The following is an 18,803-nucleotide window of genomic DNA, read 5'->3' on the forward strand; positions in this document are numbered from 1 at the left end:
CCCGGGGTCATGGACCACGCGGCCGCATCTCACGCCGCCGCGAGCGGTTGAGAGCGGTTCTGCAAGGTGCGGCGCCGCCAAGCGGCCCCGCGTTCCGCCTGCCGGGCGGAAACGGTTCGTCTCCCCGGCGCGCCGCCGTCGCCGCCCCGTCGCCGCCCCCGCGCTCAGCCGGCGCTCAGCCGCGCGGGCGGCCGGATTCGCCGTAGCGGTCGATGTACCAGGCGACGAATTCGGGGATTCCCTCCGACAGTTTCGTGCGCGGCGCGAATCCCACCTCGGCCTCGAGCGCCGAGGTGTCGGCGAAGGTCGCCTGCACGTCGCCCGGCTGCATCGGCAGGAACAGCTTCTCGGCCTCGCGCCCCGTGGCCTTCTCGATCAGCCCGATCAGGTCCATCAGCCGCTCGGCGTTGGAATTGCCGATGTTGAACACCCGGTGCGGCGCCCAGGACCGGCCCGGGTCCGGCGCGGCGCGGTCGAAGCCGGGATCCGGCGCCGGGGCGCGCGGGATCAGCCGCAGGATCGCCTCGACGATGTCGTCGACATGGGTGAAATCCCGCTCCATGTCGCCATTGTTGAACACCTTGATCGGCTCGCCGCGCAGGATCGCCTCGGTGAACAGCCAGTAGGCCATGTCGGGCCGCCCCCACGTCCCGTAGACGGTGAAGAAGCGCAGCCCCGTGGCCGCCAGCCCGTAAAGGTCGGCATAGGCATGGGCCATCAGCTCGTTCGCCTTCTTGGTCGCGGCATAGAGGCTGACGGGATGGTCGACGCTGTCCGAGACGCTGAACGGCACCTTGCGGTTGCCGCCATAGACCGAGGAGGAGGAGGCGTAGACGAGATGCGCCGTCCCCACCGCGCGGCACCCTTCGAGGATGTTGAGGAACCCGGTCAGGTTGGCGTCGGCATAGGCGTGGGGGTTCTCGATCGAGTAGCGCACCCCCGCCTGGGCGGCGAGGTGGACGACGTGGGCGAAGCGGTGGCGGGCGAACAGCGCCTCCATCCCCGCGCGGTCGGCCAGGTCGAGCTTCTCGAAGGAAAACCGCGCATGGGGGGCGAGGCGCGCGAGGCGGCCGTCCTTCAGCGACGGGTCGTAATAGGCGTTGAGGTTGTCGATCCCCACCACCGTCTTGCCCGCCGCCAGCAGGCGCTCGGCCACGAAGGAGCCGATGAAGCCGGCGGCGCCCGTGACCAGGATGGGGGCGTCCGCGGGAAGCGCCTCGGCCCAGGCGGCGGGATCGGCTTGTGCGGTCATGGGAAGGCTCCGTGGTCAGGCTGGCGGGTCGGCGTGGGCGGTCGGCGGCGGGATGGCGGGCGTCGGGCGGCGGTCGGGCGGCGGTCGGGCGGCGGTCGGGGCGAACCGCTCAGGCCCCCGCGGCCTCGAGCGCGGCGAGCGAGCGGCGCGCGGCCCAGCCGGCGCTGTCGGCGGGATCGGCGATGAAGCTCTCGATCGCCTCGTTCCAGGGGATGCCGATGTAAAGACCGGCGAGGGTTTCGGGCGCCGCGGCCGAGAGGCGGGCGTAGAGGCCGGGATCGGCCCGCAGCCGCTCGCACGCGGCGGCGAGGGCGGCCGGGTCGGCGGCGGTGAACTGCAGCCCGCCCTCGCCGTCCCGCAGACGGCTGGCATAGGAGGGATGGTCCGAATAGATCACCGGCGAGCGGGAGGCGAGCCCCTCGAGCAGGGTCTTGGGCAGCCCCTCCTGGTAGGTGTGGCGCGAGGGGACGACGACGGCGTCGTGTTCGGCCATGCGCCCGCGCACCTCGGTGTTGGCGACCGGCCCGAGGAAGGCGACGCGGTCCGCGACCCCGAGGCGGGCGGCCTCCGCCTCCATCGCCTCGATCTCGCCGCTTCCGGCGAAGGAGAAGCGCAGGTCCCGGCCCGCGGCCTTCGCCGCGGCGGCGGCGGCGATGCAGTCCGCGACGCCCTTGCCCGCGATGATCGCGCCGGCGAAGAACAGGGTGAAGGGGCGCGCCGGGTCCGTGTCCGGGGCGGGCTTGGGGTCCGGGTTCGCGTCCAGCGGCGGCCAGTCCCAGGGCACGAGCCGCGTCTTCGGCAGCCCCAGCGCCGCGGCGATGGAGCGGGTGGCGTTGAGCGAGTGGTTGCACACGCAAGGCACGTTCGGCCCGGAGAGGAGCCGCGCCAGCCGCCGGTTCTGCCAGCGCCGCTTGAGCGAGCCGCCCGGCTGGAAGATGTCGGCGAAGATCGGCAGGACCGGCACGCCCCTGGCGGCGGCCCAGCGGAGCGGCCCGGGGATCGGGCTGCGCGCGATCAGCAGCGCGGGCGCGACGGCGTCGAGGATCCGCGCCACCGCGGCGGGGTCGTTGGCGTCCTTGCCGCTGATGCCGATGGAGCGCAGGTTGGGCGCGATCACCTCGTCATGCGCGCGCGGCGACCAGCTCAGGATCGTGACCGGGCGCGCCTGCGCCAGGCGTTCCACGACGCCGAGCGAGAAATCCTGCCCGCCATAGGTCTCGGCCCCGCCGGCGAGGCGCCGCCGCCAGGCCTCGGCGAAATCGCCGGTCTGGAAGAACAGCGCGCCGCCGGTCGCGGCCGCGCGGCCGCCGTCCTCGGACGGGGCGGCGGAAGCGGCGGCGGCGGCGGCGTGCGGGGTCTGGGTCATGCGATCCTCGGCGGTCGGCGCGGGGCGTCTGGTCGGTGCGTCTCGTCGGTGCATCCGGGCGGAGCGTGCGGGCGGGCGGTGCGGGCGGGCGGGTCGTCCGGGCGGGTGGTCCGGGCGGGCGGCGCACGCCGGGTCGGGCGGGCGCCGTGCGCACCATCCCCAGCCCCCGCGGTTCGGTCAATGCGGCGTCCCGGCCCTGCCCCGCGGCCGTAAACAGGATTTTCACCTTTCTTTCGGAAAATCCCCGCAGTCCCGGAGCGCCCGACTGCGCGCGCCCGGCGGCGATCCTTTCCCGAGCCCGTGTTCCCCCTCACCCGCCCCGCGCGCGCCTCCCCGCGCCCGCGGGCTTCATGGAGCGTTCCGTCATGACCGATCCCATCCTCATCCCCGCGCCGGGCGCCGCGAAATGATCGCGGCGACCCTTTCCCCCGCCTCGCCCGCGATCCTGCGGCCCGCCGGCGGCGCGCCGCCCGCGCCCGCGGCCCCCTACCTGTGGGACATGAGCGCGGCCGTCGCCCCGGGCGGCGTGATCGCGAGCGTGCCGAACGAGGGGTCGGGCCTCGACGCCTCGGCGCTGACCGGCGCGGTGACGCTGACCGGCGGCATGGCCGATTTCCCCGGCAGCGGCGGCAACGGCGTGCTCGGCGTGCAGCGGCCGATGGGCGGGACCTTCACCGCCTACATCCCCCTGCCCGACGCGACCAACCCGGGCGGCGCCCCGGGCGAGTTCAGCCCGTCCGGCATCGCCGGCTTCACCTGCACCGGGCTCGACCGCATCGACGGCGGCCTCTACGCGGGCGCCTGGGCGGTCGGCAACCACGGCAACGCGCACCAGGACCTGGCCGGCAGCCCGGTCTATCCCGAGGACCCGCACATCACCATCCTGTCCCCCGACTTCTCGACCGTGCTGGCCGAGATCCCGGCGCCGGGCTGGACGATGCAGGGCGTGGCCTACGCGGCCTCGGACCACAGCCTGTGGGTCGCGTCGGGCGGCACGCACCTGCGCCGCTACGGCCAGGACGGCGTCGAGATCGCCAATTACGACGTCTCGGCCCAGGGCCCCATGAACGGCCTCGTCTATATCGACGACACCGACGAGATCCTGGCCTTCGCGGGCTCGGACAACGGCGCGCATCTCTACGACGCCGCGACCGGGGCGTACAAGGCGACGCTGGACCTGACCGATTTCGTCGGCGGCGGCGTGGACCAGGCCGCCTACGATCCGCAGCGCAAGCTGCTGATCACCACCACCGGGGGCAACGGCTCTCCCGGCGTGGTGCGGTATTGCGAGCTGGACCTCTCGGGCGGCACGCTCGCCCCGAAGGCGGATGGCGGGCGCTGGACCTGGTTCCTCGCGCCCGAGGTCACCGCGGTCGAGGGGATCTGGTATGACGGCGACGCGACGGTCTGGATCTGCCACGACGGCGGCTACCATTCCGCGGCCACCTACAACGAGAACGTCGTCGCGCAGTACAGCGTGATCCCGCCCGAGCCGGCGATGAACGGCAAGCTGGTGATCGGCGGCGTGACCGACCTGTCGACCACCACCGCCCGCCGCCTCGTCGCGGGGGACGAGGGGTCGATCTCCACCTGCACCTGGGGGCTCTATCTCGACCGGGAGGAAGACTTCCTCTTCATCATGCGCTCGCCGCTCAACGGCGCGGTCTACCTGAACGCGCAGTGGCCGGCGACGCTGATGGACGGGCCGAAAAGCTGGATGCTGGTCTGCGACGTGGTCGCCAAGACCCTGACGCTGGAGGTGGACGGGGTCGACCAGGGGCCGCCGACCTACGCGGCGGGCTACGGCTTCCCGGGGGTCGAGCTGCCCTTCGTGCGGCTCGGGTCGGTCTTCGCCGGCGGCGCGCCGAGCGGCGAGAGCTGGAGCTACCTGCTGGCCGGCAAGATCGGCAAGCTGGCGGTGGGCGACGACCCCGCGGCGATCTCGGCCTGGCTGGCGGGCTGACGCGGCGCCCACGGGGCGCGTGAAGGGCCGGATGGAAGACGGCGCGCGGGCCCCCCCCCGCGCGCCTTTCGCGTTGCGCCGTCCCGCGCGCGCCCGGCGCCGCGCGGGCGCCGCCTTCAGGGCAGCAGCGGCCCGAGCCGGGCGCCGAAATGCGCCTGGCCCGCCGGGCTCCAGTGATCCCCGTCGCTCCAGTACACGGCGCCGCAGTCGAACATGTCCTCGCGCGCGTCGAAGGCCAGCACCTCCTGCACCGAGACATAGGCGATCCCGGCCGCCGCGGCGCGCTCGGCCAGCGCGCGGTCGAGCGCGGCGTAGCGTTCGGCCCGGCCCTCGGGCAGGTCCGGGCCCGGCCCGGCGCAGTCGCGCGACATCAGCTGGTCGAGGTCGAGATGCGGCTCGAGCCAGGGTCCGACCCAGGTCAGGTCCATCGCCCCGGAGAGGGGGGCCAGCGCAGCGAGGACGCGGTCGACATTCGCGGCGTGAACCGAGGTGTCGGGGACGTGCTTGCGCCGGAAGGCGGTGCGGTCGACCTCGCGACCGTCCGGGGTCTGCATCAGGTAGAAGGCGGCCTGCATGTAGAAGGCGGCCTCGACCTGCGCGGCGCGGGAGAGGGCGAACGCCGCCGCCTCGTTGAAATCGCAGCCCGGCCCTTTCGGCGAATGCGCCCGGCAGCCGGCCTGCACCAGGCCGACCACGAAGGGCCGGTCGGTGGCGTGCAGCACCGCGTCGTAGAAGTCGATCCCGTGCGAATCCCCCAGCAGCAGCAGCGCCTTGCCATGCTTCGCCGCGCAGGCGTCGAAGCGCGCGCGGAACGCCTCGGACGCCTCCTGGTCGCGGAACCGGCAGTCGCCGTCCGACAGCGCCGCGCTGCGCTGGTGCGCGCGCATCTCCGAGAGCGCGGCGAAGACCTGCGCCTGCCGGGGCGAGAGCGCGGCCATGTAGGCGTCGCGCTGCATCCCGGTCCCCAGCAGCGCCGCCAGCGCCGCCCCCAGCGCCGTCATCGCCGCGCCGTAGCGCAGCGCCGGCCCCCAGCCGGGCGCGGGCGCGCCGCGGCGGAACGGGCGCTCGACGAAGGCCCAGGTCGCCCAGGCCAGGGCCAGCGAGACCGCGCAGAGCGCCAGCATGATCCACAGCGCCGGCTCGCCCCCCGCCGCGATCCGCGCGAAGGCCAGCACCGGCTGGTGCCACAGGTAGGCGGAGTAGGAGATCAGCCCGATCCACACGAAGGGCGCCGTGGACAGGAGCCGCCCCGCGATCCCGTCCCGCCCCCAGCGCAGCACCGCCGCCGTCCCCAGCACCGGGATCAGCGTCCAGAGCGAGGGGGCGGGCGTCGCCGTGTCATAGACCGCCATCGGCACGACCACCGCGACCAGCCCCAGCCCCGCCAGCGCCCCGGCCGCGGCGCCCCGGCGCGGGGCGTGGCCCCGGTGCTCGGCCCAGGCCAGCAGCGCGCCGGCCAGCAGCTCCCACAACCGGGTCGCGGGCAGGAAGAAATTGGCGTCGGGCTTGGCGATCGCCGCCCAGTCGGCGACCGCGAGGCTGAGCGCCGCGAGCGCCAGCAGCGCCGGGCCGACCAGCGCCCGGCGGCGCATCAGCAGCAGCAGCAGGACCGGGAACAGGATGTAGAACTGCTCCTCGACCGCCAGCGACCAGGTGTGCAGCAGCGGCGCCTGGTCGGCGGCGGTGTTGAAATAGTCCACCTCCCGCCAGAAATGGATGTTGGAGACGAAGGCGAGGGTGGCGAGGCCGCTGACCAGGAAGTCCTCGAACGGGCCCGGCCGCATCAGCAGCCAGCCCGCGGGGATGCAGGCCAGGATCACCGCGATCAGCGCGGGCATGATCCGGCGCGCGCGGCGCGCGTAGAAGCGGGCGAAGGAAAAGTCGCCCGCCGCCATCTCGGCGATCAGGATCGCGCCGATGAGATAGCCGGAGATCACGAAGAACACGTCGACCCCGAGCCACCCGCCCGAGAAGCCCGGCGTTCCCGCGTGGTACAGCATGACCGGCGCGACGGCGACGGTGCGCAGGCCGTCGATCTCCGGACGATGCTTCATGGCCAATCTCCTCAAGGGGCGCCGGGCGCCCTGAAAACCTCTTCGCCCCCGGACCGCGCGCGGGCCCGCGCATGTCGGCCCTCGAAGGCAGGCCCCGGAAGGCCGGACGCGCCCGGCGCCTCAGCGCCCCGCGTCGCCCGCCCCGCCCGCGTCGCGCCCCGGCAGCAGCGCGTCGAAGGCCCCGGCCTCGGCCAGGCGGCGGCCGATCAGCGCCGAGCCCTCCACCGTCAGGTGATGGGCGTCATAGCGCACCGGGGCCATCTCGGCGGTCACCGCGTCGCAGAGCAGCGGGCGTCCCAGGCAGGCCGAGGGCAGCATGTCGATCCAGGCCGCCCCCGCGCGCGCCGCGATCCGCTCGAGGCGCGCGTCGACCGCGTCGATCCGCGCGTCCCGCCGCGCGGTGAACAGCGCGTCGATCCGCGGCTTGGTCCAGTCCGCGTCGGGGTGCAGGTTGCGGATCCAGCGCAGGTAGCGGCTCGAGGGCGGGAACTCGGCATGGGAGCCTGCGACCGCGACCTTCAGCCCGCGCGCCTGGTAGGCGTCGATGATGGCCTCGAGCGGGGGGATGAACTCGGTCCGCCAGGACCAGCGCAGCTTCAGCAGCACCCAGTCGGCGTCCCGCGCCAGATCCGGGAACTCGGCCAGGTGCGCGTCCACGCAGGCGTCCACGTCGAAATCGGGGCGGCCCAGCAGGTCGGTCCGCCGGTAGCAGTCGCCGTTGAACCCCGCGTGGCGGAAGGCCAGCCCTGGCAGCGCGTCCGCGTTCTGAAGAACGGCGTTGAGCAGGTCCTTCATGTGCGAATCCCCGACGATCAGCACGTTGCTGCGCAGGGCCGGGTCCGCGCGGTCCGGGAAGCGCGACAGCTCCGCGCGCATCGCCTTGTTGGTGAAGTAGAGGCCCCAGCTCTGGCTGCGCATCTTCACCAGCTCGCGCAGCGTGTGGTCGAACTCCAGCGGCGTGACCGCGCGCGCGCCGAAATGCAGCCCCGTTCCCAGCGCCACGCACAGCGCCAGCCCCGCGGCCGAGACCCCGAGGAAGCGCAGCCCCGGCCAGACCGCCCCGGCCCCGCGATGGCGGAAGGGCTGTTCGACATAGCGCCAGGACAGCCAGCCCAGCGGCAGCGACAGCAGGCCGAGCGGGACCATCACCCAGAGCGGCGGCTCGATCTCGGGGAAGATCAGCCGCGCATAGGCCAGCAGCGGCTGGTGCAGGAGATAGGCGGAGTAGGAGATCAGCCCGACCCAGACCATCGGCCCCCAGGACAGGATCCGCCCCGCGGCGTTGTCCGGGCGCCCGTAGACCGCGACCAGCCCCGTTCCCACGACGGGGACGAGGGCGAGCAGCGACGGGAAGGGCGTCTTCTCGTCGAAGGCGAAGACCGAGACGAGGACGAGGATCAACCCCGCCATCGCCGCCGGCCCGTTGCCCGCCGCGCCCACGCCGCGGCGCGCGGCGACGGCGCAGAGCGAGCCGGCCAGCAGCTCCCACGCGCGGCCCTGGAACAGGTAGAAATTGGCCGAGGCCGCGTTGCGCCAGCCCCATTCGGCGGCCAGCAGGCTGGCCAGGGCGATGGCGGCGAGGATCCAGGGCAGCGCCGCGGCGCGGCGGCGGACCAGGACCACCAGCAGCAGCGGGAAGAAGATGTAGAACTGCTCCTCGACCGCGAGCGACCAGGTGTGCAGAAGCGGCTTCTGCTCGGCCGCGCCGCCGAAATAGTTGTCCTGCATCCAGAAGATGAAGTTCGAGACGAACAGGCCCACGCCCGCCACGCTCTCCCCGAACTTGCGCAGGTCGTCCGGCTCCATCACCGCCCAGGCGGGCGGCAGGCACAGCAGCACGGTCAGGAACAGCGCCGGCAGGATCCGCCGCGCGCGCCGGTCGTAGAAATCGAGCAGCGAGAACCGCCCCGCCTCGGCCTCGCGCAGCAGGATCCCGGTGATGAGGAAGCCCGAGAGGACGAAGAACACGTCCACGCCGACGAAGCCGCCGGCGAAGCCGGGAACCCCTGCGTGGAACAGGATGACGGGCAGCACGGCGACCGCGCGCAGCCCGTCGATCTCGGTCCGGTGCTTCATCACGCCCCCCGCCCGCGCCGCCGGTCCGGTCAGGACCGGCCGACGCCGACGAAGGTGAAGCCCGCGTCGCGCGCGGTCTGCGGCTCGTAGACGTTGCGCAGGTCGATGAAGAGGTCCCCGGACATGCCCGCGTGCAGGCGCGGCAGGTCGAGCGCGCGGAACTGGTTCCACTCGGTCATCAGCACCACGGCGTCGGCGCCCGCGGCGGCGTCATAGGCGTCCTCGGCCCAGCGCACGCCCGGCAGCAGCGCCTCGCCCTCCTTGCGCCCCTCGGGGTCGGTGACGGCCACCTTCGCGCCGCCGCCGACCAGCGCCGGGACGATGGTCAGGGACGGGCTGTCGCGCATGTCGTCGGTCTCGGGCTTGAAGGTCACGCCGAGGATGGCGATGGACTTGCCGTTCACCGAGCCGCCGAGCGCGTCCATGATCTTGTCGACCATGCGCCGCTTGCGCGCGTCGTTGACGTCGATGACCGTCTCCACGATGCGCATGGGGACCGAGTGGTCCTGGCCGATCCGGGCCAGCGCCGCGGTGTCCTTGGGGAAGCACGAGCCGCCATAGCCCGGCCCCGCATGCAGGAACTTGGGCCCGATGCGCCCGTCCATGCCGATGCCCTTGGACACCGCCTTGACGTCGCCGCCGACCTTCTCGCACAGGTCGGCGATCTCGTTGATGAAGGTGATCTTGGTCGCAAGGAACGCGTTGGCGGCGTACTTGATGATCTCCGCGCTCTCGAGCGAGGTGTACATCACCGGCGCCTCGCGCAAGCTCAGGGGGCGGTAGATCTCGGCCATCACCGCCTGCGCGTCCTCGGACTCGACCCCGACGACCACGCGGTCGGGGCGCATGAAATCCTCGATCGCCGCGCCCTCGCGCAGGAATTCGGGGTTCGAGGCGACCTCGAAGGCGCAGTCGCGGCCGGTCTCCGCCAGGCGCGCGGCGATCACGCGCGCGACCTCGCGGTTGGTGCCGACGGGGACGGTGGACTTGGTGACCACGACCGTCCCGGGCTCGATCACGTCCGCCAGCTCCTTCGCCGCGGCGTAGACGTAAGTGAGGTCCGCGTGGCCGTCGCCGCGCCGCGTGGGCGTGCCGACGGCGATGAACACGGCGCGGGCGCCGGCCACGGCCTCGGCCAGCTCGGTGGTGAAGGACAGGCGCCCGGCCTCGACGTTCCGGCGCAGCATGTCGTCCAGCCCCGGCTCGTAGATCGGCACCCCGCCGGCGCGCAGCGTCTCGACCTTCGCTTCGATCTTGTCGACGCAGACCACGTCATGGCCGAAGTCGGAGAAACAGACGCCGGAGACGAGGCCGACATAGCCCGTGCCGATCATGGCGATGCGCATGCTGGAATTCCTTTTGTCGCGAACGGCGCCGGGGGCGCGCGTCCCCGCAGCTAGACGAGGCGGGCGGGGCCTTGCAAGGTTCGAGTGGTCGCAAGGGGGCGGGGCGGAGCGCCGCGCCGCCGCGCCGGGCGCGCGGCGGCGGCGCGGCGGCGGCTCACTCCACCCCGTCGAAGGTGTAGATGTAGACCGAGCCGGGCGGCACGCCGCACGCCGCGGCGCCCACCGCGGGCGACAGGGTGAAGCGCGACAGGTCGGCGGGCGGGGTCAGCGCCTGTTCGGTCAGCTTCACCTGCTCCTCCGGCCCGAAATTATGCGCATCATACGGCCCGTCCATCTTGTGCACGGTCAGCGACGCGGCCGAGCGGATCGGCAGCTCCACCTCCACCGGCGTGCAGGCGTCCCCGTCCGAGCCGGGCGTGCCCGGGATCCGGCGCGACAGCACCACGAGGGTGAACCGCTCGCCGTTCCGGGTCGCGTAGGCGGCGGCCAGCGGCGCGTCCTCCACCGCCAGGCGGATCCGGCCGACCGCCTCGAGATCCGCGGTCGGCGCCGCGAGCGTCTCGACCTCGAGCATGTCGCCCCGGCCCTCGCGGCTGAAATGGGTCAGCAGCGTCCAGTGCGGATAGGCATGGCCGCCATCGATCCACTCGGCATGGGTGGACCAGTTCTTGCCCTGCTGGAAGATGAAGATGTTCTGCTCGCGGTATCCCAGCGCGGCCTGCGCGAGGAACACGTCCAGCGTCGCCACCCCCCCGGCCTGGGACTTCATCACCTGGTTCTGCTCGAGCACCTGCTTGTCGGTGACCTTGGCGCCGTTCAGCCCGTTCTGCGAATAGCCGGGGCCGCCCTCGTAGGTGCCGGCGTGAACCGGTCGCCCGTGCATCCGCGACAGCTCCTGCGCCTGCTCCACGTGCTTGCGGCCGAAGGGGATGGTGGCCTGGGAGATCTGGTTGAGCACGTTGAAATAGCTGATCGGGGTGCGGCTCGGCGGGGCGCCGTTCTCCTCCCAGCCGCCGTTATAGGCCGCGACGGTCATGTGCGCGCTGCCGGGAGAGAACTTGCCGGCCTCGAACCCGTACCCGGTGCGGTACCAGCCGCCGATCACGAACTCGATCTTCTCCTCCATCGCCGGCGTCCACCAGGGCGAGGCCTTCATCGCGTCGATGACATGCTGCTGGAGCAGCCCGTAGGCGATGTAGCGCGGCACCTTCCGCCCGGTGGCGCCGTCGACCATCGGCTGGAAGATCCAGGGCGCCATGATCCTGTTCCAGGTCTCGTTCGACACCTCGAACAGGATCCGGTCGAAAGTGTCGACCCAGGGCTCGGGATGGCCCTGCGACGCGCGCTTGTCGGCCCATTTCCCGGCCCCCGCGGGGGCGGCGAGATACTCGACCAGGCCTTGCCATTCCTCGTCGGTGAAATGCATCTCCACCTGCACCCAGGGGTCCATGCCGACGCCCTCGATCGCCTCGAGATAGGAGTGCAGCGTGGCCCCGCGGGTGGAGACCGGCCCCGCCCCGGCCGGGTTGGTCAGCAGCTCGAGGTCATAGCTGTAGCGCCCGGTCTTGGACGAGCCGTGGGTGCGCAGGATGCCGAGGCCGCTGCGGGCCAGGACGTCCTTCTGCTCCGCGGTGAAATCGAGGAAGCCGTCCGCGACGCGGTAGACGCGGAAATTGTCGATGTCGACGCGGCCGGGGCCCGAGAACCGCATGACGAAGCGTCCCAGCCGGTTGCCGTCGATCAGGGTCGGGGTGAATTCGCCCGTCACCCTGCGCCACTGCGTGTCGACCTGGAACCTCTTGTCGGCGACCGGCGGCTTGCGGTGCATCACCGCGCCGAACTCGCCCGTCATCGGGCGGTCCGCCCGCACCCAGGCCTCGAACCGGTAGGGTTCGGGGTGCAGCACCTCGAAGTAATCCTGCCCGGTCCCCGAGAAGGACACCCCCCCGAGGCCGACCCGCGCGCCCGGATCGAGGGAGAGGGACAGGTAGGTGCGGCCCGGGTCCTCGACCGGCGTGTCCGGCGCGTGGTCGACCAGCGCCCAGTCGACATCGGTGCGCTCGTCGACGTCGCGCCCGAGGCCGGCCGGCGTCAGCGCGTAGGCCGCGCCGAAGTTCCAGCTGAAGTTGGAGGAGACGTCCTCGCGCCGCAGCCCGTGCAGGTCCTTGCGGATGATGATGGCGTCCTCGGCCAGGATCTCGGGGCCGTCGCCGCCCTCGAGCACCAGCTGCGGGCGGTCGGCGATCCGGTCGGGCGGCAGGGTCGCCTTCTCGATCACGTAGCCGGCGACGTCGGGATCGCGCGGCGCGCTCCAGGTCAGGGTGACGCCGCCATCCTCCCGCGGCGCGGCGGCGAGGCCCGAGGGCGCTGCGGGGCCGCGCCGCTCCTCGGTCAGCTTGGCGCGGAAGCGCACCGTGCCGTCGATCTTGCGCGGCCCGCGCTTGCGCCCGGAGGGCGTGGTCACCTTGACCGCCTCGGCGCGCGCCGACAGGCCGCCGTCGAAGCCGACCGCGCGCACGGTCAGCCACTCGGGCGCGTCGCCGCGATAGCCGCCGGGCCAGCCGACCGCCGCCTCGCGCGCGTCGGGCGGCAGGATGGCGCGGCGGGGCATGACGCTTTCCCAGGACTCGGCGCGGTGCCCGCCCTCGGCCACCCGGTCGCGGCGCACGGTGACGAGGCGGCCGTCGATGACGCGCCGGACCTCGACCTCGGCGCCGTCGAGCGCGCCGTCGCGCAGCCCGTTATAGGCGGTCAGCGCGGCCTGGCTGGCGAAGACCCGGTCGCGCGACGGCGCGATGGCGCGGAACTGGTCGCGGAACACCGCCGGCTCGTAGCCCCCGGCGGGGACGAAGCTGCTGCTGGTCCCGATATGGGCGACCGAGGCGGAAAATGGCGGGAGGTCGGCGTTGACCACCTTGTCGGTGACGCGGAACCGGGCGGCCTCGGCCGCGCGCGCGTCGCCGGACGGGGCGGCGAGGGCGGCGGCGGCGGCCAGCGCCCCTGCGGCGAGGGTCAGGGCCTTCGCGGGTCTCGGGTGCATCTGGGTCTCCTCGTTCTCGGGGCGCGCCGCCTTGATCCGGCGCGGCGTCCCGGGCGTGGCGTCCTGCGGGGCGGCGTCCCCGGCACGGAGTCGGGCGGGGGACCCGCCTCCCGCCCTGCCCGGCGACATGGGCGGGAAGATGGCGCCGGCGGGCGGGCGGCCCGCGGGTCTCCCCCCGGGGACAGGTCGTGCGCCGGGGGACGCAGGGCAAGGCCGGGGCGCGGAAAGCGCCGCCGGACCGCGGGCGCGGGACGCCCCGCCCCGCCCCTGGCCCGGCCCCCGGGACCCCCGATCCCCGGGCGTCCCGATCCGGCGACCCGATCCGGCGTCCCGGGCCGCGCCCGCCCCCGGCGCGGCCCTGGTTCAGCCCATGTCGCGGCCCGTGTTCAGCCCATGTCGCGGGCCATGTCGCGGAACACCTCGTTGCCGGCGACCAGCTCGTCATAGGTGCCCTGGGCGGCGACGCGGCCATGTTCGAGCAGGAAGATCGTGTCGCAGTTGCGCACGGTCGACAGCCGGTGCGCGACCATGATCACGGTCTTGTCGGCGCCGAGATCGCTGATCGCCTCCATCACCGCCCGCTCGGTCAGGTTGTCCAGCGCCGAGGTCGCCTCGTCGAGGATCAGCACGTCCGGGTTGCGGTAGAGCACGCGGGCGATGCCGATGCGCTGGCGCTGGCCGCCCGAAAGCCGCCCCCCGCCCTCGCCGATCGGCGTCCGGTAGCCCTCGGGCAGGTCCGAGACCACGAAGTCGTGCAGCGCGGCCATCTTCGCCGCCGCCTCGACGCGCGCCATGTCGATGTCCTCGGGCTTCTCGCCGAAGGCGATGTTCTCGGCCACGCTCTCGTCCGTCAGGAAGATCTGCTGGGGCACGTAGCCCAGGCGCCGCCGCCAGGCCCGGCGGTCGGCGTCCGAGGCCACCACCCGCCCGTCGACCTCCAGCGTTCCGTGCTCGAGGCTCAGCAGCCCCAGGATCACGTCCATCGCCGTGGTCTTGCCCGCGCCGGTGCCGCCGACGATGCCCACGCTCGACCCCGCGGGGATGGTCATCGACAGGTTCTGCAGCGCCGGGCGGTCGGCCCCGGGATAGCCGTAGGTCACGTCCTTGAGGACCAGCGCCTCGCGCAGCTTCGAGAACGGCTCGCCCTCGGGGCGATGCTCGAACCGCGTGCCCATGAAGTCGGCATGGACCTCGTTGAGCGCGGGGATGAAGAAGCGGATCTGGTTGATGCCGCGATAGACCGCCTGCAGCGCGGGCGCGAGGCGCGCGCCCGCGACGGCGTAGAGGCCGGCGACGGGCAGCACCGTGATCAGCGCCTCGCCCCCCGCCTCGGCCATCGCCATCAGCACCAGGATCACCGCCATCATGCCGCCGAAGGCGATGCCCTCGAGCAGGTGGCGCGGCAGCTCGCCGATCGCGCTCTCGATGAAGATGGTGTCCGAGAACACCTTGGCGGGCTTGGCGAAGCGGCGCTGGGTGGCGTCCTCGAGGCCGAGGACCTTGATCTCCTTGATCCCGGCGAGGCCGTCCTGGGTGACGCGGAAGCGGCGCTGGTTCGCCTCGAGCCGCTGGCCCGCGATGCGCTTCATGGTGCGGCGGGCGAAGGCGAAGACGAGGCCGTAGCCGATGCCGAGCACGGCGAACATCATCAGCGCCGCCCAGGGGTTCACCGCGACCATGAGGCTGAGCAGGAACAGCGCCACCGCGCCGTTGGCGATCATGTTCAGGCTGGGGCGCAGCAGCGCCGAGGCGACCTGGCCGACCTCGGTCAGGATCACCTTGGACAGGTCCGCGCTGTGGCGCGACAGGAACCAAGTGTAGGGCTGGTGCAGGTAGCCTTCCAGCAGCCGGGTGGAGATGGTGAACATCCGCATCGCCGCGTAGCGCTGCAGCGCGTAGGCGGTGACCATGCGGATCAGGATCGACAGCAGGTAGACCACGAAGACCGCGATCCCGAGGGTCATCAGGAAGCCCTGGGTGTCGGTGAAGCCGCCCGCGTCATAGAGCCAGGCGAGGCGGCTGTCGGTCTCGATCATCGACGGATCGCCCAGCACCGCGAGGAACGGGATGATCGCCGCGACGCCGACCATGTTCGAGAAGGCCATGACCAGGATCATGACCATCAGGAGCCAGAACCGCCGGCGCTCCCGCGCATTCATGAGATCCATCAGTTTGGGAAAGACGTCGCGCATGCGGCTCCTCGAAATCGATGCTGGGGACCCTCTGCGCCGCCGTCCCGCGCCGCCGTCCCGCGCCGGGACCGCGCGCCCCCGGGGGGCCGCCCCGGACGGGGGCCCGGCGGGGCCGCGCGGACCGCGCCGCGGCCCGCGCGCGGTCCCGGCCGGGGCGGAGGAAACGAGGGGCGCCGGGTCCCGGAAAAGTGGTGGGCGGAAAGTACCGTAGGCGCGCCCGGGCGCCTGTGCGGCGCGTCCGCGCATCCCGTTCGGTCAGGCGCCCGGCGCGCTTGCAGGGCCCGCGCGCGCATCCGGACGGACGGGCGGCGCAGGCGGCGCGGAAACCGGCGCGAATGCGGGCGCGGTGGAGAGAGGGCCGGGGCGCGCGTCGCGGCGGCCTGCGAAGCCCGCGGGCGGCTGAGACGAAGGCGCGCAGCGGGGACGCTTGGTGAACGCCCCCCGCCCGCCTATAGTGCCGCGATCGCCGCGCGGCCGTTTCGCCGCGACGGTCCCGAGACACCATCTCAGGCCTTTCTTCACGCACATGACTTTTCCCCGCGCCGCCGAAGAGCAGAACATCGCCGTCGCGATCGTCAGCTACCGCACCGCAGATCTCGTCGCCGCCCAGCTGCCCGCCCTGGTCGAGGAGCTTTCGGGCTTCGCCAACGCCGCGGTGCTGATCGTCGACAACGCCTCGCCGGACGCGGACGCCGACAGGCTCGCCGCCCATCTCGAACGCCTCGGCGCCCCGGACTGGGTCCGGCTGATCCGCTCGCCCGTCAACGGCGGCTTCGCCGCGGGCAACAACCTGGCCTTCGCCGCGCTGGGGGATCTCGGGTGGGAGCCGCACGCGGTGCTCCTCCTCAATCCCGACGCCATGGTGCGCCCCGGCGCGGTGCGCCGCCTCGCCGCCTTCCTGGCCGAGACGCCGCGGGCCGGCGTCGCGGGCGTGCGCCTCGAGAACCCCGACGGCTCGAGCTGGTCGGGCGCGTTCCGCTTCCCCACCCCGATGGGCGAGTTCGCCCGCGGCACCGGGCTCGGCGTCTTCATGAACCGCTGGCCGGTGCTGATCCCCGACAGCGACGCGCCCGCGCGCGCCGACTGGGTGTCGGGCGCCTGCATGATGGTGCGGGCCGAGATGCTGGCCGAGATCGGCGGGATGGACGAGGATTACTTCCTCTATTTCGAAGAGATCGACTACATGCTCAAGGCCCACCGCGCGGGCTGGGAGATGTGGCACGTCCCGGACGCGCGGGTGCTGCACGACGCGGGCGGCGCCACCGGCATCGTCGGCGGCGGCGAGGAGACGCGGCGGCGCACGCCCGCCTACTGGTTCCATTCCTGGCTGCGGTATTTCGAGAAGAACCACGGCCGCGTCACGGCGCGGATCGCGGCGGCGCTGAAGCTGCTGGGGATCTTCGTCGGCGCGGCGCAGCGGCGCCTGCGCGGGCGGCGCTCGCCCGTCGCGCCGGGCTTCGCGGCGGATTTCACCCGGCGCTGCCTGCTGGGCGCCCAGGACCGGGACGCGCGCTGAGATGGGGTCGACGGTCGCCTATCTCGTCCTGTTCTCCTGGCCGCTGGTCATGCACAGGATGTTCAAGCGCATGCCGGTGCACGAGGCGATCGCCTGGGGCCTGCTGGCGGGCCTGCTGCTGCTGCCCGAGCGGGTCGGCTACGCGCTACCCGCCCTGCCGAACATCAACAAGGACGTGCTGCCGACGCTGACGGCGCTGCTCTATGCGCTGTTCGGCGTGCGCATGATGGTGCGCCGGCGCCGGGACGCGCCGGGGGCGGGTCCGATCGGGGCGCCCGGCGCGCCGGCGGGGGCGCGCCGCGGCGCGAAGGCGAAGACGGCCGAGGCCCTGCCCGGCTGGCTGCCCGCCTCGCCCGTCGTCATCGTCCTGCTGGCGATGTCGGTCAGCGGCCCGATGCTCTCGGGGCTGCAGAACACCGACCCGGTGGTCGCGGGCGACCAGGCGATCCGCGGCATGACCATGTACGACAACCTCTCGGGGGTGCAGCGCGCGCTGCTTGCGGTGCTGCCGCTGCTGCTGGCGCGCCGGTACCTGTTCGCCCCGGCCCACCACGCCGCGCTGGTGAAGGTGGTGGTCATCGCGATGCTGGGCTACGCGCTGCTGATGGCGTTCGAGGTCCGCTTCTCGCCGCAGCTGCACAACATCTTCTACGGCTTCTTCCAGCACGACTTCGCCCAGACCGTGCGCTACGGCGGCTTCCGCCCGGTGGTGTTCCTGCCCAACGGGCTGGTCACCGCGATGATGGCGGGCGTCGGCTTCATCGCCGCCATCGCCTGGTGGAAGGCGATGCGCAGGAAGCAGCGGCGGGAGGGCCTGGAGGCCCATGCCGGGCTGGTGGCGATGGCGATGACCGTGACGCTGCTGATCACCAAGTCGATCGGCGCGGTGGTCAGCGGCGCGTTCCTCGGGGCGATCGCCTTCATGGCCGGGCGGCGCACGCAGCTCACCATCGCCGCGCTCTGCGCGCTGCTCGCCATCGGCTACCCGGCGCTGCGCGGCGGCGGGCTGGTGCCGACCCAGAAGATCTTGTCGGCCGCCGCGGCGGTGGGCAAGGAAGGCTCCATGCGGGTGCGCTTCCAGTCCGAGGACCGGCTGATCAACAAGGCCATGCAGCGCCCGCTGTTCGGCTGGGGCGGGCTGGGCCGCAACCGCTACTTCAACACCGAGGCCTGGAACGTCGACACCGGCGTGACCGACGGCTACTGGACCATCGTGATCACCTCGGGCGGCTGGTATGAATACATCGCCCGCTTCGGCCTTCTCTGCCTGCCGGTGCTGATGATCTGGCGCCGCCGCAAGGACGAGGACATGGGCTGGGAGACCGCCGCGATCAGCCTGATGCTGGCGATGAACCTGCTCGACCTTCTGCCCAACGCCGGGCTGACGCCGGTGACCTTCCTGCTCGCGGGCGCGCTGCTGGGCAATTACGAATGGCGCGCGCGCCGCGACAAGGCGCTGCGCCAGGCCCGCGCCGCCCGCCGCGCGGGGGAGGTCGAGGCCGAGGCCGAGGCGTTGGAGGACCCGCTTTTCGGCCCGCAGATGCAGGCCGACCACGAGGATGCGCGCCCCGCCCGCCGCACCGCGCCCGAACCCGGCGGCGCCCCCGGGGACGCCCCCGGCCCCGCAGCCGCGCCGCCGCCCGCGCCGCCCGCCGCCGCGCCGCCCGCCCCAGCCGCCTGGACGGCCGAGCCGGCCCCGCGCGCGCCCGGCGCCTATCGCGGCCCCGAGGCCGCCCGATCCCATGCCACGGCGGCCGAGCGCGAGGAGATGCGGCCCGGCCCCTACGCCGCCGCCCCCGTCCCGCGCAGCGGCCCCGTGCGCCCCGGCCCCGGCGGCTCGGCGCCGCGCCGCGCCGGCGCCGCCCCGGACGGCCCCGTGCGCCCCGGCCTCGGCGGCGGCGGCGTGCGCGGCCCCCGGCCCGGCGGCCCGGACGAGGACCCCGACGGCCCGCGCGGCGGCGGGCAATCGGCCCGCGGCCGCCGCGGCGGCTGACCGCG

Annotated in this window: 10 protein-coding genes; 3 read left to right on the top strand and 7 right to left on the bottom strand. The window is 73.3% G+C overall.

The window, feature by feature from the left end:
* Nucleotides 1–175 precede the first annotated feature (175 nt).
* Together ACQ5SO_RS08660 and ACQ5SO_RS08665 are read right to left on the bottom strand one after the other, a co-directional pair.
* Nucleotides 176–1,252 carry an NAD-dependent epimerase gene (locus tag ACQ5SO_RS08660; protein ID WP_430941190.1) on the bottom strand — a complete coding sequence of 359 codons (1,077 nt, stop codon included), beginning with the start codon at nt 1,250–1,252 and terminating at the stop codon, nt 176–178.
* Nucleotides 1,253–1,361: 109 nt separating this feature from the next.
* Nucleotides 1,362–2,618, bottom strand: coding sequence for a glycosyltransferase family 4 protein (locus ACQ5SO_RS08665; RefSeq protein WP_430941191.1), 1,257 nt, complete (start codon nt 2,616–2,618; stop codon nt 1,362–1,364).
* 406 nt (nt 2,619–3,024) lie between these two features.
* Between ACQ5SO_RS08665 and ACQ5SO_RS08670 the strand changes: the two genes are divergently transcribed.
* Entirely contained in the window at nt 3,025–4,581 is a 1,557-nt protein-coding gene (locus tag ACQ5SO_RS08670) for a hypothetical protein (protein WP_430941192.1), read from the top strand.
* 116 nt (nt 4,582–4,697) lie between these two features.
* Here the strand turns inward: ACQ5SO_RS08670 and ACQ5SO_RS08675 are convergent, their stop codons facing one another.
* The 5 genes from ACQ5SO_RS08675 to ACQ5SO_RS08695 form a co-directional block, all read right to left on the bottom strand.
* Nucleotides 4,698–6,635 (bottom strand): acyltransferase family protein, encoded by a 1,938-nt coding sequence (locus ACQ5SO_RS08675; protein WP_430941193.1) that lies wholly within the window; start codon nt 6,633–6,635, stop codon nt 4,698–4,700.
* 120 nt (nt 6,636–6,755) lie between these two features.
* Nucleotides 6,756–8,711 carry an acyltransferase family protein gene (locus ACQ5SO_RS08680; RefSeq protein WP_430941194.1) on the bottom strand — a complete coding sequence of 652 codons (1,956 nt, stop codon included), beginning with the start codon at nt 8,709–8,711 and terminating at the stop codon, nt 6,756–6,758.
* A 29-nt stretch (nt 8,712–8,740) separates the two neighbouring features.
* Nucleotides 8,741–10,057: a UDP-glucose dehydrogenase family protein gene (locus tag ACQ5SO_RS08685; RefSeq protein ID WP_430941195.1), complete on the bottom strand. Its 1,317-nt coding sequence runs from the start codon at nt 10,055–10,057 to the stop codon at nt 8,741–8,743.
* Nucleotides 10,058–10,211: 154 nt separating this feature from the next.
* Entirely contained in the window at nt 10,212–13,097 is a 2,886-nt protein-coding gene (locus ACQ5SO_RS08690) for a hypothetical protein (RefSeq protein ID WP_430941196.1), read from the bottom strand.
* 386 nt (nt 13,098–13,483) lie between these two features.
* Complete coding sequence (locus tag ACQ5SO_RS08695; protein ID WP_430941197.1) at nt 13,484–15,289, bottom strand: ABC transporter ATP-binding protein; 1,806 nt, start codon at nt 15,287–15,289, stop codon at nt 13,484–13,486.
* A 526-nt stretch (nt 15,290–15,815) separates the two neighbouring features.
* Between ACQ5SO_RS08695 and ACQ5SO_RS08700 the strand changes: the two genes are divergently transcribed.
* Together ACQ5SO_RS08700 and ACQ5SO_RS08705 are read left to right on the top strand one after the other, a co-directional pair.
* A complete protein-coding gene (locus tag ACQ5SO_RS08700) occupies nt 15,816–16,805 on the top strand; it encodes a glycosyltransferase family 2 protein (protein ID WP_430941198.1) in 990 nt (329 codons plus the stop codon).
* Nucleotide 16,806: 1 nt separating this feature from the next.
* Nucleotides 16,807–18,798: a hypothetical protein gene (locus ACQ5SO_RS08705; protein ID WP_430941199.1), complete on the top strand. Its 1,992-nt coding sequence runs from the start codon at nt 16,807–16,809 to the stop codon at nt 18,796–18,798.
* The last annotated feature ends 5 nt before the right edge of the window (nt 18,799–18,803 follow it).

Source organism: Rhodovulum sp. DZ06, from assembly GCF_050586345.1.
Classification (GTDB): Bacteria; Pseudomonadota; Alphaproteobacteria; order Rhodobacterales; family Rhodobacteraceae; genus JBOCEF01.

What these genes read in the sequence shown, in the direction of transcription:
- ACQ5SO_RS08705 (WP_430941199.1), top strand. Translation starts at nt 16,807, where the DNA reads ATGGGGTCGACGGTCGCCTATCTCGTCCTGTTCTCCTGGCCGCTGGTC.
- ACQ5SO_RS08685 (WP_430941195.1), bottom strand. Translation starts at nt 10,057, where the DNA reads ATGCGCATCGCCATGATCGGCACGGGCTATGTCGGCCTCGTCTCCGGC.
- ACQ5SO_RS08665 (WP_430941191.1), bottom strand. Translation starts at nt 2,618, where the DNA reads ATGACCCAGACCCCGCACGCCGCCGCCGCCGCCGCTTCCGCCGCCCCG.
- ACQ5SO_RS08700 (WP_430941198.1), top strand. Translation starts at nt 15,816, where the DNA reads ATGACTTTTCCCCGCGCCGCCGAAGAGCAGAACATCGCCGTCGCGATC.
- ACQ5SO_RS08690 (WP_430941196.1), bottom strand. Translation starts at nt 13,097, where the DNA reads ATGCACCCGAGACCCGCGAAGGCCCTGACCCTCGCCGCAGGGGCGCTG.
- ACQ5SO_RS08670 (WP_430941192.1), top strand. Translation starts at nt 3,025, where the DNA reads ATGATCGCGGCGACCCTTTCCCCCGCCTCGCCCGCGATCCTGCGGCCC.
- ACQ5SO_RS08675 (WP_430941193.1), bottom strand. Translation starts at nt 6,635, where the DNA reads ATGAAGCATCGTCCGGAGATCGACGGCCTGCGCACCGTCGCCGTCGCG.
- ACQ5SO_RS08695 (WP_430941197.1), bottom strand. Translation starts at nt 15,289, where the DNA reads ATGCGCGACGTCTTTCCCAAACTGATGGATCTCATGAATGCGCGGGAG.
- ACQ5SO_RS08660 (WP_430941190.1), bottom strand. Translation starts at nt 1,252, where the DNA reads ATGACCGCACAAGCCGATCCCGCCGCCTGGGCCGAGGCGCTTCCCGCG.
- ACQ5SO_RS08680 (WP_430941194.1), bottom strand. Translation starts at nt 8,711, where the DNA reads ATGAAGCACCGGACCGAGATCGACGGGCTGCGCGCGGTCGCCGTGCTG.